Here is a 12,208-nt window from a genome sequence, read left to right on the forward strand (position 1 = left end):
CAGGTGGAGAGCGGACAGATCAGCGATTACGGGTTCCTCGCCGACGGCCGCACCGCGGCGTTGGTGGACACCACGGGCTCGGTGAACTGGTGGTGCCCGGGCCGGTTCGACGCCCCGTCGGTGTTCGGGCGGCTGCTCGACGACGACGCCGGGCACTGGTCGATCCGACCCGAGGGTGACTTCACCGTCGAACGCTGCTACCTCGACAACACCCTGGTGTTGCGGACCGTCTTCCGCACCGTGCAGGGGGAGGTCGCGCTGACCGACGCGCTCGCCTTCGAGCCCGGCTCGCGTGGCCACGACATCGGGATGCGCCCACCGCAGGTGCTGGTCCGCAGCGTGCAGGGCATCTCGGGTGAGGTGCCGGTGCGGGTGCACTACCGGCCGCGCTTCGAGTACGGGCGCACCATCGCGTACCTGGCCGAGCGGGACGACATGCTGGAGGCCATCGCCGGGGCCGCGCGGCTCACGTTCCGCAGCGACGTGCGGTTAACGACCGGCGACGGCGAGGCCGCGGCGACGTTCATCGTCCGCGCCGGCGCGACCCACAACTTCTCGCTCGGGTACGCCCCTACCTACGACGCTCCACTGCCCGAGGTACCGGACGCCGATCAGACCATCGCCGACACCGTCGCCGGCTGGCAGTCCTGGGCCGACGACCACGGGTACCAGGGCCTCTATGCCGATCAGGTGCGGCGCAGCGGGCTGGTGGTGCAGGGCATGACGTACCGGCCCAGCGGCGCGGTGGTGGCCTCGGTGACCACCTCGCTGCCGGAGAAACTCGGCGGGAACCGCAACTACGACTACCGCTACGTCTGGGTGCGCGACTTCAGCCACACGCTGCGGGCTCTGTGGCGGTCGGCGTGCTACGACGAGGTGCGGCGGCAGTTCGCCTGGTTGGGTCGGGCGATGGGCCGGGTCGATGACAGCCCGGTGCCCATCATGTACGGGGTGCTGGGGGAGCGGGACCTCACCGAGCATCGCCTGGCGCAGCTCGGCGGTTACCGCGACAGCCCGCCGGTGATGATCGGCAATGATGCGTGGCAGCAGCGGCAGAGCGACATCTACGGCGCCGCCATGGATGCCGCCTGGCTGATGCGCGACAAGCTGGAGCCCTTCGACCCGGACGTCTACCACCTGCTCCGGGTGCTCGCCGACCAGGCCGAGCAGGACTGGAAGCTGCCGGACGCGGGGATGTGGGAGGAGCGGGGAGTCCAACACCACCACGTGTCCTCGAAGGTGGAGTGCTGGGTCGCCCTGGATCGGGCGATCCGCTTCGGCGACCGGCTCGGCGGGCCGGAGGACCTGGCCCGCTGGACGGCGGCCCGCGACGAGGTGCGGGCGGCGGTGCTGGAGCGAGGCTGGAGCGACCGGCTCCAGTCGTACACCGGGATTTTCGATTCCGACGAGTTGGACGCGTCGGTGCTGGTGATGCCGCTGGTGGGGTTCCTGCGGGCCGATGACCCGCGGATGCGCGCGACGATCCGCGCGGTGGAGCGGCGGCTCTCACACAACGGCCTGCTACGGCGCTGGGACGGCGACCCGGCGGGCTTCGTCATCTGTTCGTTCTGGCTGGTGAGTTGCCTCGCGTTGGGCGGTGAGTTGGACCGGGCGCATGAGCTGTTCCGCGCGCTGGCGGGACGGGTCAACGACCTGGGGTTGTTCGCCGAGCAGATCGACCCGTCGACCGGCGAGCAGTTGGGCAACTTCCCCCAGGCGTTCTCGCACATCGGCCTGATCAACGCCGCCGGTGTGCTCAGCGACGTCGAGCTGGACCCGGCGCTGCGCGAATGCGGCATGCCCCCGGCGCACTTCACCCCGACGCGTACCGAATAGCGGGTCGTGGGCGCTGGAGTCCGTGGCGTGCGGTGACGGCGGGGCCCGCCGGGGGACAATGCCGGGATGCGGCTGGTGCTCACGGCGGACACCCACGTACCGAAGCGGGCCCGGGATCTGCCCGGGCCCCTCTGGGCGGCCATCGATGAGGCGGACGTGGTGGTTCATGCCGGTGACTGGGTGGACGAGGTGCTGCTCGACGCGATGACCGTGCGCTCGCGCCGACTGATCGGGGTGTACGGCAACAACGACGGCCCCGCGCTGCGCGCCCGGCTGCCGGAGGTGGCCAGGGTGGAACTCGACGGCCTGCGGGTCGCCGTCGTGCACGAGACCGGGCCACGAACCGGTCGCGAAGAGCGGTGTGCGGCCCGTTTTCCCGACGTCGACCTGCTCGTCTTCGGGCACTCGCACATCCCCTGGGACACCGAGGCGCCTGGTGGGCTGCGCCTGCTCAACCCCGGTTCACCCACCGACCGCCGCTCCCAACCCCACGCCACCTACCTAACCGCGGAAATCAACAACGGCCGCCCCACCAAGGTAGAGCTGCACCGCCTACCCCGCCTCTAACCCCCGTCCCTACCCCCCACCCCCACCCCCACCCCGCGATCTTGCAGTTGTTGTCGCTGGTTCGTGCCTTATGTGCGCTTCTGTCGCGACAGAAAGTGCAAGATCGCGTGGGGCAGGGGGTTACTGGCCACGGCCTGTTTCTGCCTGGAGCTCGTCGATGCGCTTGGAGGCCTCGGCCTTGGTCAGGTCGGGCGGCAGCTCCGCGTGGGCTTCCCGGGCCAGGGTGCTCAGGTAGGACTCCTGGGCCGCGGTGGGTGGTTCGTCACCGGTGACCCACTCGTCCGGGTCCTTGATCGCGGCGCTCTGGTCGGCCTGCTCGTTGCCTCGGTCGGTCATCGTCATCTCCCTCTCTTCGAACAGGTGTGCCATTACCCTGATCTCTGCTCCTTCATGCCTGCCCGCTCGCCGCCACCTAGGATCGCCGGATGAGCGTGGACCGGGCGAACGTGGTGGTGGTCGGGGCGGGCATCGCAGGGGTGGCCTGTGCGGTGGAGCTGACCCGGGCCGGGGTGCCGGTGCAGGTCCGGGAGCGGGGCCACGTCTGCGGCGGCCGGATGGCCAGCAAACGCTTCGAGGGCCGGCCAGCGGACATCGGCGCGGCGTACTTCACCGCCACCGACCCGGACTTCGTCGCCGTGGTCGAGCAGTGGCGCGCCGCCGGCCTGGTCCGCGAATGGACCGACACCTTCCAGGCGTACGACCAGAGTGGGCAGCACGACGTGCCCGGGCCGATGCGCTTCGCCGCCCCGAAAGGGCTGCGCTCGCTGGTCGAGCACCTGGCCGGCGCGGTGCCGGTGACCGTCGACCGGCTGGTGCTCAGCGTGGACCCCGGTCCGGCCGTGGACGGCGAGTCGTGCGCGGCGGTCGCCCTGGCCATGCCGGGCCCACAGGCCGCCCTGCTGCTTGCCCCGGCCCTGACCGCCGCCACCCAGGTCGTACAGGCGCAGCACTGGTCGCCGTCACTGGCCGCGGTGCTGCGCTTTCCGAGCCGGCGCTGGCCGGACTTCCGCGGTGCGTTCGTCAACGACCATCCGGTCCTCAACCTCGTCTGCGACGACGGCGACCGGCGCGGTGACGGCGCGCCGGTGCTCGTCGCGCACACCGTGCCGGAGTTCGCCGCCCGACACCTGGCCCAACCCAGCGGGGCCGGCCCGGCGGTCGAGCAGGCCGTCCGGGACCTGCTGGGGTTGCCGGAGCAGGCCGTCGACGTGCACGTGCACCGCTGGACGTACGCGAAGCCGACCAGCAACACCGCCGGTGCCAGCCACCACCTGGACGCCGACGGGATCGGCCTGGCCGGCGACGCGTTCGGCAAGCCCCGGGTGCAGAGCGCCTGGCGCTCCGGTCGGGACCTTGGCCGCGCGATCGCCGCCCGGCTCGGCTGACCGCCACTATCCGACCCAGCCTCCGCCCGCGCCGGACCGCCGCGACCTGTGCCTTGTCACAAACGATCGGCGCCGACCGACGTCACTGTGGAAAGCCACTTCGGGAGGGGAGCACACCAGATGCGTATCGTCGTTCTCGGCGCGAACGGGGCCACGGGTCGTCGCCTGGTACAGCAGGCGCTGGACGCCGGCCACGACGTACGGGCGGTGACCCGGCAGCCGGAATCGTTCCCGGTGAAGGGCCCGGGGTTGGAGGTGGTGGCCGCCGACGTGACCGTGGATGCCCCGGTGGACGGCGCCGACGCGGTGCTGTCGACGCTTGGAGTGCCGTTCACTCGGCAACCGGTGCTGGTTTACAGCCGAGGCACCGCGACGGTCCTGGCCGCGATGCGCCGTGCGGGTGTGCGGCGGCTCGTCGTGGTCAGTTCCAGTGCCACCGAGCCGCATCACCACGCCGAGGGCGGTTTCCTGCTCAACCGCGTCATTCAGCCGTTGGTCACCGCCACGATCGGCAAGTCCACCTACGACGACATGCGCGCCATGGAGAGGCAGGTGCGGGACAGCAACCTCGACTGGACGATCGTGCGCCCGTCGGGGCTCTTCGACAGTGCCAGCGTCACTCGCTACCGACTCTCCGAGAATCGTTCCGACGGCATCTTCACCAGCCGCGAGGACCTGGCGGCCTGCCTGCTCGCTCAGGCCACGGACACTGCGTGGGTCGGGCGGACCGTGGCTGTCACCACCGCGGAGGGCGCTCCGACACTATTGGCGATGCTGCGGCGGGAAGCGTTCGGGAAATAGGGAGATGGACGACCAGGAGTGGTTCGCCGAGCAGATGGCGCAGCACCGCCCGCGTCTGCGGGCCGTCGCCTATCGGCTGCTGGGGTCGTTGACTGAGGTCGATGACGCGCTGCAGGAGGCGTGGCTGCGCACCACGCGCGCCGATCCGGCCCTGATCACCAACCCGGCGGCGTGGCTGACCACCCTGGTCGGTCGGGTGTGCATCGACATGCTGCGGGCCCGCCAGGCGCGCCGCGAGCAGTTGAGCGCGACCTGGGAGCCGCTCGTCAGCGAGTACGGCGATCCGGAGGAAGCCACCCTGCACACCGACGCGGTCGGCATCGCCTTGCTCGTGGTGCTCGACAGCCTTGAGCCTGCCGAGCGGCTCGCGGTGGTGCTGCACGACATGTTCGGTATGCCGTTCGAGCAGGTGGCCGTCGTCGTGGGGCGCACACCGGCGGCCACCCGGCAACTGGCCAGCCGGGCCCGGCGGCGACTGCGCGAGCATGCCCCGCAGCCCCGCGCCGGCCTGCCCGCCCAGCGACGTGTCGTCGACGCGTTTCTGGCCGCTGCCCGTGCCGGTGACTTCGACGCCCTGCTTGCCCTGCTGGCCCCCGACGTCGTGTTCCGCTCCGACCACGGACGCCGTGCTCGGCTCGCACCCGCCCTGCTCACCGGCGCTCGCGCCGTGGCTGCACGGGCCGCCGACGCCGGGCCACGGTTCGCGCGCCTGTGCGCTCCCGCGATGGTCAACGGGGTCGCCGGCGTCGTCGCACGCGACCGGAGCGGCAAACTTGTCGCCGTCGTCGGCTTCACCGTGCACGACGATCGCATTGCCGCCATCGACATGGTCCTCGACCCGGACAAGCTTCCCGCGGGGCCTGCGGCCTCGACACTGACCGGATCTTTCCTGGCCCCCGGCGCGGACGATCAGGACGGCGGGTGACGTCGCGGCCGAGCGCGTGTCCGGCGGCGAGTCGAAGGACCCTAGGCGTGCCCGGCGGTGGCGACCGGGCGGGCGTCGGTGTCACGTTCGGCCGGGTCGGAGGTCCGCTCGCCCGCGGAGTCCAGCAGTTGCATGACCGGAGTCGCCGTGATGCCATGCACCACCACGGAGACGAGCACCACCAGCCCGGCGGTCGCCCAGAGCAGCTCGGCCTGCGGGAAGTCGGCCTTCGTGGTGGCATACGCGAGGTAGTAGAACGAGCCGACGCCGCGGATGCCGAACAACGAGATGACCCATTGCTCAGCCGGCCGTCCCGGTGCGCCGCGCAGCGACAACCAGCCGATCAGCGGCCGGATCACGAACACCAGCGCCAGCCCGGCGGCGGCCGCCGGCCAGGTCAGCGGCACCAGCAGACCACCCACGATCGCGCCGCCGAGCAGCAGCAACAGCACCAGGGTGAGCAGCCGTTCGACCTGCTCGGCGAAGTCGTGCAGCACCGAATGGAACTCGTGGGTCCGCTCGGCCGCCCGGATCGCGCGCGCGGCCACGAACACCGCCAGGAAGCCGTACCCGCCGACGACCTCCACCAGCCCGTACGCCAGGAACGTGGCGGCCAGCGCCAGGAAACCCTCGGCGTGCCGGGCCAAGCGCAGCTCGCTGGGCGCACGGAAGAACAACTTGCCGAGCAGCCAGCCGATGAGCAGGCCACCCCCGACCCCGACACCCACCTTCCAGAGCACGTCCACGGCGAACCACTCGGCGAACCAGTCGCGCGGAGCGAGGCTGGTCGAGGCGATGGCGATGGCGGCGTAGACGAACGGGAACGCCAGCCCGTCGTTGAGGCCAGCTTCGGACGTCAACGCGAAGCGGACCTCGTCCTCGGAATCTTCCACGTCCGTCGGCTCGCCGACCTGTACGTCGGCGGCGAGCACCGGATCGGTCGGGGCCAGCGCCGCGCCCAACAACAGCGCGGCGGCCGGTACCAGCCCCGCCCACCACCACCCGAGCAGCGCCACCGCCGCGATGCACAGTGGCATCGCGATCGCCAGCAGGCGCCAGGTGGACGACCACCGCCGCCAACTCAACGGACGGTCGATCTTGAGCCCGGCACCCATCAGCGCGACGATCACGCCGATCTCGGTGAGGTGGGTGGTCAGCTCCGGGTGGGCCAGCGGGTCCGGGGTCGGCAGCCCGACCGGCAGCAGGAACACCAGCATGCCGAGGGCCAGGAAGGCGATCGGCATGGACAGTGGACGCCGCTCCAGCACCCGCGGCAGGACGCCCGCGAGCAGAGCACCCAAGCCCACCAGCGCGAACGCCACGTCTACCGGCTCCACGGCACCACCCTTCAGCCGCACCCGCGGGGCGCGGGGCAGGTGGTGACAGACCATGCCCCGGAGGGACTCCGGCTATGCGCGTACGGGCCGGAGAACCGGAGTGAGGCTCACCTCGGCCGGGTGAGCGGCGAGTCTGCCAGTTCATCCAGCAGTGCGGCCGGGTCGTCGTACACCGCCACCGCGCCGGCACCGGCGAGTTCGCCGCGGCTGGTGCCGCCGCAGGTCAGCCCCACGCAGGGGATGCTCAACGCGCTGGCCGCGACGACGTCCCACACCGAGTCGCCGACGAAGACCACCCGCTCGGCGGTCAACCCGGACTTTGCCAGCGCGGCGACCAGGATGTCCGGCGCCGGCTTGCTCTGCTGGGCGTCCGCCGAGGAGGTGATGGTGTCGATCACGTCATCGGCGGCCAGCGCCTGACGCAGCGCGCCGACCTCGGGTTCCGAGGCCGAGGTGGCGAGCACCACCCGTAGCCCTCGCTCGGCGCAGGCGCGCAGCAGGTCCGCCGCCCGGGGCAGCGGCGTGAGTCGTTCCCAGTACTCGGCGTACAGGGTGTCGTGCGCGTCGCGCAGCCTCGTGTCGGCCTCCCGGTCCCGCTCAGGGCCGAGCAGATGGTCCAGGAGCCGGTCCGAGCCCATCCCGATCGAGCGGTGCACCACCGCCATCGGCACCGGCTGGTCGGTCTGGCGCAACGCCTCCCACCAACTCACGGTGTGCAGATAGGTGGTGTCGACCAGGGTGCCGTCCACGTCGAAGAGAACCCCGGCGGGCCCGTCGGTACGCATGGGCGTCCTCCTGCCCGTTCGGGTGGTCTCAGGGGCGCTCGGCTGGCGGGGTGAGGATCTCGAACCAGACCGTGGAGCCGCGGACCGACGGGTCGGTGCCCCAGGCGTCACTGAGCTCCTCGATCAGGCCGAGACCGCGCCCACGACTGCTCAACGTGTCGGTGCGGGTTCGCGTCACGGTGCCCCGGGTGCCGGAATCGGCGACCGAGACCAGAAGCCGCTCGGGGCTGAGGTCGATCTCCACGCGGGCGGCCGTGCCGGCGTGCAGCAACGCGTTGGTGGTCAGCTCGCTGGTGCAGAGCACCGCAGCCCCGATCACCGACTCCGACACCTGCCAATCGGTGAGCTGGCCGGTCATCCAGTGCCGAACCCGGCTGGGCGCGGTCGGCTCGGCGGGTACCTCCATGCTCGCCGAACGACTCGGCTTGAGCGCGTGCTCCACTGCCAGCACGGCCACGTCGTCCTCCGTGCTGCCCGGTACCGCTGCGGTGGCCACCGCGCAGAGCGCGCGAGGGTCGCCGCTGCCGGCCTTGGCGACGGCGTCGCCGAGGGTGGCCAGCCCGGTGCTGAGGCTCTGCCGCCGACGCTCCACGACCCCGTCGCTGAACAGCAGCAGGGTGTCACCGGGGCGGAACGCGACCGTGATGGTGCCCGGCCGGCCGCCCAGACCCAGCGGGGGACCAGCCGGCACGTCGACGTACTCGGCGTGCGAGCGGCCTTCCGGGTCGCCGCGGCGGATCAACGGCGCGGGGTGGCCGGCGCTGGCCAGGGTCAACTCCCGCCGCTCCGCGTCGATCACCCCGAACACCACGGTGACGAAGAGTTCGTACGTGCCGGCCTCCGCGCCCAGGCTGGTCACCAGCCGGTCCAACCCGGCCAGCACCGCGTCGGGCGCCGGGTCGGCCAGGGCCAGCGCGCGCAAGGCGGCCCGGACCTGCCCCATCCGCGCGGCGGCCTGCACGTCGTGGCCGGCGACGTCGCCCAGCACCACGCCGAGCGCGCCGCTGGGCAGCAGGAACGCGTCGTAGAAGTCACCGCCGGCGGCGTTGCCGTCCACCCCTGGGTCGTAGCGGGCCGCGACCCGCAACCGGGGCAGGTCTGGCAGGTGTTCCGGCAACATGCTGCGTTGCAACAGTTGGGCGGTGCCGTGCTGGGTCTCGAACCGGCGGGCCCGCTCGGCGGCCTGGCCGATCAACTCCGCCGACGCGGCCAACAGCGCCCGCTCGGCGGGCGACCAGGTGTGCGGCCCCTGGTAGCCGACCGCCAGCCCGCCGCGGACCACCGAGGTGCCCAGGGGCAGCGCCGCCATCGAGCGGATCTTCTGGTCGTGGCGGTCCACCGCGATCTCCCGCAGCGGTTGCCCATCGCTGAGGAAGGACGGGCCGCCGGAGTGTGCCGCCTGCACCACCGGGGCCGTCCAGCCCGCCGGGGCACGTCGCCAGAGCGGGGGAAGCCGCTCGTCGGCCTCGTCCAGCAACTCGCCGCGGACCCGGCGCACCATCCGCCAGCCGCCGCCGCCCTCGTCGACCGCGAACGAGACCTGGTCGGGGTCGAAGGTGGTGATCGCGTACCGCAGCGCCACCCGGGCCACGTCGTCGAGGGTGAGCGTGCCGGCGAGCGCCGCGGCCACCTCGCTGAGGCTCTGTAACTGCTCGGTGACGTGAGTGGTCTCGGCCGCGACCGTCAACGTGCCGACGATCTGCCCGGCGCTGTCGCGCACCGGCGAGTAGCCCCGGGTGAAGACCGCCTGCTCCACCGTCGCGGAGTGCCCACGGACCAACGGCAGGGTGGATTCCTTCTCCAGGAACGGCACGCCCTGCCGGTACGTGCGCTCGAACACCTGGCCGACGCCGGGCAGCGCCCAGATCTCGGCGAACACCTCGGCGGCCGGGCGGCCGAGGGCGCTCGGGTGTTTGGTGCCCAGCAGCTCGGCGTAGCCGGCGTTGTAGAGCAGGACGTGGTCGTCGCCGTACGCCAGGGCCATCGGCATCGGCGAGGCGAGGATCAGGTCGACCACGGCCCTGATCGCCACGTCCCAGCCCTCGGGCGGACCCAGCGGGGTGCCGGCCCAGTCGTGGGCGAGCACGTCAGCAGCCGTCCCGGGCCCGGTGGATGCGCCCGGGACCGGAGTTGCTGGCGTGGGGACTCGCCCAACCGTTCCTGGCATGTTCGCAGCCTAGTCGGCTGACCGGAAAAGGCATCCGATCATGGCGGCGGGCCGTCGCTTTCCCTGTCGCGGTGGCCGTTCGGGCAGTTCAGGGCCCCTGTCCGGCGGCCTGCCGCAAAAAACGCGGCGCGTTGCGCGGACTGCCAGACCGGTAGCCGGGTATGCGCCCGGCGCAGTCCATGCGACAGGAGGGACATCATGCTGAAAACCCTCGCGGTCCGGCAGGCCGACATCGGCGATGCCATCGCCGACACCTGGAGGTCGGTGCTGCTCTTCATCCCGAAGGCAGTGGCCTTCATCGTCATCCTCGTGGTCGGCTGGCTCATCGCCCGAGCCGTCCTCAAGATCGTGGATACGGTGCTAGAACGGGTGCACTTCGACCAGGCGGTCGAACGCGGTGGCATCAAACGGGCCCTGGAGAGAACGAAGTACGACGCCTCCGACATTCTGGCCAGACTGGCGTACTACGCGGTACTGCTGTTCACGCTGCAGTTCGCGTTCGGAGTCTGGGGGCCCAACGCGATCAGTGACCTGATCCGCGGCGTGGTGTCCTGGCTGCCGCGTGCGTTCATCGCGATCGTCATCGTGGTGGTGGCGGCCGCGATCGCCAACGCCGTCCGGGATCTGGTCACCGGGGCGCTGGGAGGACTCTCGTACGGCAAGGTCCTGGCCGACCTGACAGCGATCTTCATCATCGCGCTCGGCATCATCGCCGCGCTGAACCAGGTGGGTATCGCCACCACGGTGACGACCCCGGTGCTGATCGCGGTGCTCGCCACGGTGGGCGGCATTCTGGTCGTCGGTGTCGGTGGCGGTCTCGTGAAGCCGATGCAGAGCCGCTGGGACGGCTGGCTGCAGCGGGCGGCCCGGGAAGCTCAGGCGGTGCAGCAACAGCGTCAGGCCAATGCGGCCGGGCGTAGCGACGTGGAGCGGCAGATGGCCGACCGTGGGGGCGACCGCACCCAGGCCATGCCTCAGGTGGACGAAGCCCAGCAGTACCGCTCGTAGCGCGGCAAGAGGAACGGCGGGTGGGGAGGGTGTTCCGCGGACGACGCGGGATGCCCTCCCCGTCCCCGTCAGGCCCGGTCGAGCGAGCGGGCCAGCGCGCAGACCGCGAGCAGGCGGGTGAGCAGCCACTCCGGTTGGCTCCAGTCCACCGACCCCTCCGGCGGCGCCCACCCGTGCTCCAGGGCAGCCGCGCGGACCCCCTCGGCGTAGCCGGCGAGGGCCGCGGCGGTCAGCGGCTGGCTGTCACCGTCGAGGCTGTCCCGCACGGCGGCCGCGTGCTGGTCGACGAGGGCCAGCAGCTCTGGTCGCGCGGCGGCGGCGGCGAGCCCGGCGGAGCCCACGGAGACGGTGAGGGCGGCCAGGGTGAACCGCGCCGAGTCGACGGCGGTACGGGAGACGACCCGGGTGAACGGCACACGCATGGTGACCGAGGTTAACCGACGGGTCACCGGGTCGACCTCGGCCGCCCGGCGGGTGTCGCCTGCGCCACCTGGACGACCAGTCCTGGCCGCGGGGGTTGATCCGGCACAGACGGGGCACCAGGAGAACCGCGCGCACAGGGCGGCACACAGCACGGAGGCACGCGATGGGACAACAGCCGGACGGACCGGACGAGCAGCACCGGCGACCGCCCGAGGTGAGCGACGCGACGGTCGCCGCGCTCGGCAAGCTCAGCGAGGCGCTGGAGTGCGTGGAGCGGGCCCGGGGGCATCTGTACTCGTTGCACCAGTTGATCGGCCACGCCGACCTCATGCTCGACGACGCGGTGGAGCAGTTCCGCGCCGCCGGGCATCCGCAGCTCGCCGACCGGATCGACACGGAGCTGCTGGGTCGCAACGTCATCGCCGGACGGTGGACGTTCCAGATCGTCGAGGACTTCGACGACGGCTACCACGCGCTGTTCCGGGAGTTGGACCAGCAGGCCCGCGACGAACTGGTGGGCGGGCGACGCCACCTCTACGAGGCGGAGATGAAGGAACGCCGCCGCAGTCGGGGCCGACCGGGTCACGAGGCCCGGCCGGGCAGCGGGGGTTAGTCGCTTGTCGCGTCGGCCGGGCGTCGCCGCGCCGCGTCATCAGCGATGATCACGGTTGCCACCATCAGCGCGACACAGAGGCTGAACAGCCACGACTCGTCGGCGACGAGCTTGGCGGACACGGGCGCCTGCAGCGCGGCGAGCAGGAAGCCGAGCCAGGCGAGCCGGCGCTGACGCGTCGAGAGGATTCCGGAGCCTTGATGCATCCCGAAATTCTTACGCGAATCGGCCGGCTTGCCGTCCTCCGATCGGCCGATTCTGGATGAGCTGTCCGCTTTCTCGACCGTCCGGACACGATTTCTTTCCGCCGCGCGCGATTGGACACCTACGGCACTAGGGTGCGCCTGCGGCAGGATGATGT

At 71.6% G+C, this 12,208-nt stretch carries 13 protein-coding genes; 7 read left to right on the plus strand and 6 right to left on the minus strand.

The genetic code is table 11. From position 1 onward, the window contains the following. Positions 1-3: 3 nt before the first annotated feature. Both HNR20_RS24515 and HNR20_RS24520 read left to right on the plus strand, forming a co-directional pair. Complete coding sequence (locus tag HNR20_RS24515) at positions 4-1,836, plus strand: glycoside hydrolase family 15 protein (protein ID WP_184184167.1); 1,833 nt, start codon at positions 4-6, stop codon at positions 1,834-1,836. 66 nt (positions 1,837-1,902) lie between these two features. After that, positions 1,903-2,403 carry a metallophosphoesterase family protein gene (locus HNR20_RS24520; protein WP_184184170.1) on the plus strand — a complete coding sequence of 167 codons (501 nt, stop codon included), beginning with the start codon at positions 1,903-1,905 and terminating at the stop codon, positions 2,401-2,403. Positions 2,404-2,523: 120 nt separating this feature from the next. Here HNR20_RS24520 and HNR20_RS24525 read toward each other — a convergent pair whose 3' ends face one another. Then, entirely contained in the window at positions 2,524-2,739 is a 216-nt protein-coding gene (locus HNR20_RS24525; RefSeq protein ID WP_184184173.1) for a DUF3072 domain-containing protein, read from the minus strand. A gap of 110 nt (positions 2,740-2,849) precedes the next feature. Here HNR20_RS24525 and HNR20_RS24530 point away from each other — a divergent pair, with 110 nt between their 5' ends. From HNR20_RS24530 to HNR20_RS24540, 3 genes are all read left to right on the plus strand, one after another. Beyond that, on the plus strand, positions 2,850-3,788 hold the full coding sequence (locus HNR20_RS24530; RefSeq protein WP_184188920.1) for an NAD(P)/FAD-dependent oxidoreductase: 939 nt from the start codon (positions 2,850-2,852) through the stop codon (positions 3,786-3,788). A gap of 120 nt (positions 3,789-3,908) precedes the next feature. Next, the gene (locus HNR20_RS24535; protein ID WP_184184176.1) at positions 3,909-4,589 is read left to right on the plus strand and encodes an NAD(P)-dependent oxidoreductase; all 681 of its coding nucleotides are present in this window, start codon (positions 3,909-3,911) and stop codon (positions 4,587-4,589) included. A 4-nt stretch (positions 4,590-4,593) separates the two neighbouring features. Beyond that, positions 4,594-5,514, plus strand: a complete 921-nt coding sequence (locus tag HNR20_RS24540; RefSeq protein WP_221309898.1) for a sigma-70 family RNA polymerase sigma factor — start codon at positions 4,594-4,596, stop codon at positions 5,512-5,514. Positions 5,515-5,555: 41 nt separating this feature from the next. Here HNR20_RS24540 and HNR20_RS24545 read toward each other — a convergent pair whose 3' ends face one another. The 3 genes from HNR20_RS24545 to HNR20_RS24555 all read right to left on the minus strand — a co-directional run bounded on the left by HNR20_RS24545 (position 5,556) and on the right by HNR20_RS24555 (position 9,803). Then, entirely contained in the window at positions 5,556-6,851 is a 1,296-nt protein-coding gene (locus HNR20_RS24545) for a cation:proton antiporter (RefSeq protein ID WP_184184179.1), read from the minus strand. Positions 6,852-6,958: 107 nt separating this feature from the next. After that, positions 6,959-7,636 (minus strand): HAD family hydrolase, encoded by a 678-nt coding sequence (locus tag HNR20_RS24550; protein WP_184184182.1) that lies wholly within the window; start codon positions 7,634-7,636, stop codon positions 6,959-6,961. A gap of 28 nt (positions 7,637-7,664) precedes the next feature. After that, positions 7,665-9,803 carry an ATP-binding SpoIIE family protein phosphatase gene (locus HNR20_RS24555; RefSeq protein ID WP_184184185.1) on the minus strand — a complete coding sequence of 713 codons (2,139 nt, stop codon included), beginning with the start codon at positions 9,801-9,803 and terminating at the stop codon, positions 7,665-7,667. A gap of 198 nt (positions 9,804-10,001) precedes the next feature. Between HNR20_RS24555 and HNR20_RS24560 the strand changes: the two genes are divergently transcribed. Then, the gene (locus tag HNR20_RS24560) at positions 10,002-10,811 is read left to right on the plus strand and encodes a mechanosensitive ion channel family protein (protein ID WP_184184188.1); all 810 of its coding nucleotides are present in this window, start codon (positions 10,002-10,004) and stop codon (positions 10,809-10,811) included. 68 nt (positions 10,812-10,879) lie between these two features. On the opposite strand, the gene HNR20_RS24565 is transcribed toward HNR20_RS24560, so the two are convergent. Beyond that, positions 10,880-11,233, minus strand: a complete 354-nt coding sequence (locus HNR20_RS24565) for a DUF6401 family natural product biosynthesis protein (protein ID WP_184184191.1) — start codon at positions 11,231-11,233, stop codon at positions 10,880-10,882. 164 nt (positions 11,234-11,397) lie between these two features. Between HNR20_RS24565 and HNR20_RS24570 the strand changes: the two genes are divergently transcribed. After that, positions 11,398-11,847, plus strand: a complete 450-nt coding sequence (locus HNR20_RS24570; RefSeq protein WP_184184194.1) for a hypothetical protein — start codon at positions 11,398-11,400, stop codon at positions 11,845-11,847. Here the strand turns inward: HNR20_RS24570 and HNR20_RS24575 are convergent. Then, positions 11,844-12,053: a hypothetical protein gene (locus HNR20_RS24575; protein ID WP_184184197.1), complete on the minus strand. Its 210-nt coding sequence runs from the start codon at positions 12,051-12,053 to the stop codon at positions 11,844-11,846. The genes HNR20_RS24570 and HNR20_RS24575 overlap by 4 nt on opposite strands. Positions 12,054-12,208: the final 155 nt, after the last annotated feature.

This window comes from Micromonospora parathelypteridis (genome assembly GCF_014201145.1).
Taxonomy (GTDB): domain Bacteria; phylum Actinomycetota; class Actinomycetes; order Mycobacteriales; family Micromonosporaceae; genus Micromonospora; species Micromonospora parathelypteridis.

Coding starts and splice junctions, on each gene's coding strand:
- HNR20_RS24520 (WP_184184170.1), top strand. CDS start 1,903: ATGCGGCTGGTGCTCACGGCGGACACCCACGTACCGAAGCGGGCCCGG.
- HNR20_RS24525 (WP_184184173.1), bottom strand. CDS start 2,739: ATGACCGACCGAGGCAACGAGCAGGCCGACCAGAGCGCCGCGATCAAG.
- HNR20_RS24535 (WP_184184176.1), top strand. CDS start 3,909: ATGCGTATCGTCGTTCTCGGCGCGAACGGGGCCACGGGTCGTCGCCTG.
- HNR20_RS24540 (WP_221309898.1), top strand. CDS start 4,594: ATGGACGACCAGGAGTGGTTCGCCGAGCAGATGGCGCAGCACCGCCCG.
- HNR20_RS24550 (WP_184184182.1), bottom strand. CDS start 7,636: ATGCGTACCGACGGGCCCGCCGGGGTTCTCTTCGACGTGGACGGCACC.
- HNR20_RS24555 (WP_184184185.1), bottom strand. CDS start 9,803: ATGCCAGGAACGGTTGGGCGAGTCCCCACGCCAGCAACTCCGGTCCCG.
- HNR20_RS24560 (WP_184184188.1), top strand. CDS start 10,002: ATGCTGAAAACCCTCGCGGTCCGGCAGGCCGACATCGGCGATGCCATC.
- HNR20_RS24565 (WP_184184191.1), bottom strand. CDS start 11,233: ATGCGTGTGCCGTTCACCCGGGTCGTCTCCCGTACCGCCGTCGACTCG.
- HNR20_RS24570 (WP_184184194.1), top strand. CDS start 11,398: ATGGGACAACAGCCGGACGGACCGGACGAGCAGCACCGGCGACCGCCC.
- HNR20_RS24575 (WP_184184197.1), bottom strand. CDS start 12,053: ATGCATCAAGGCTCCGGAATCCTCTCGACGCGTCAGCGCCGGCTCGCC.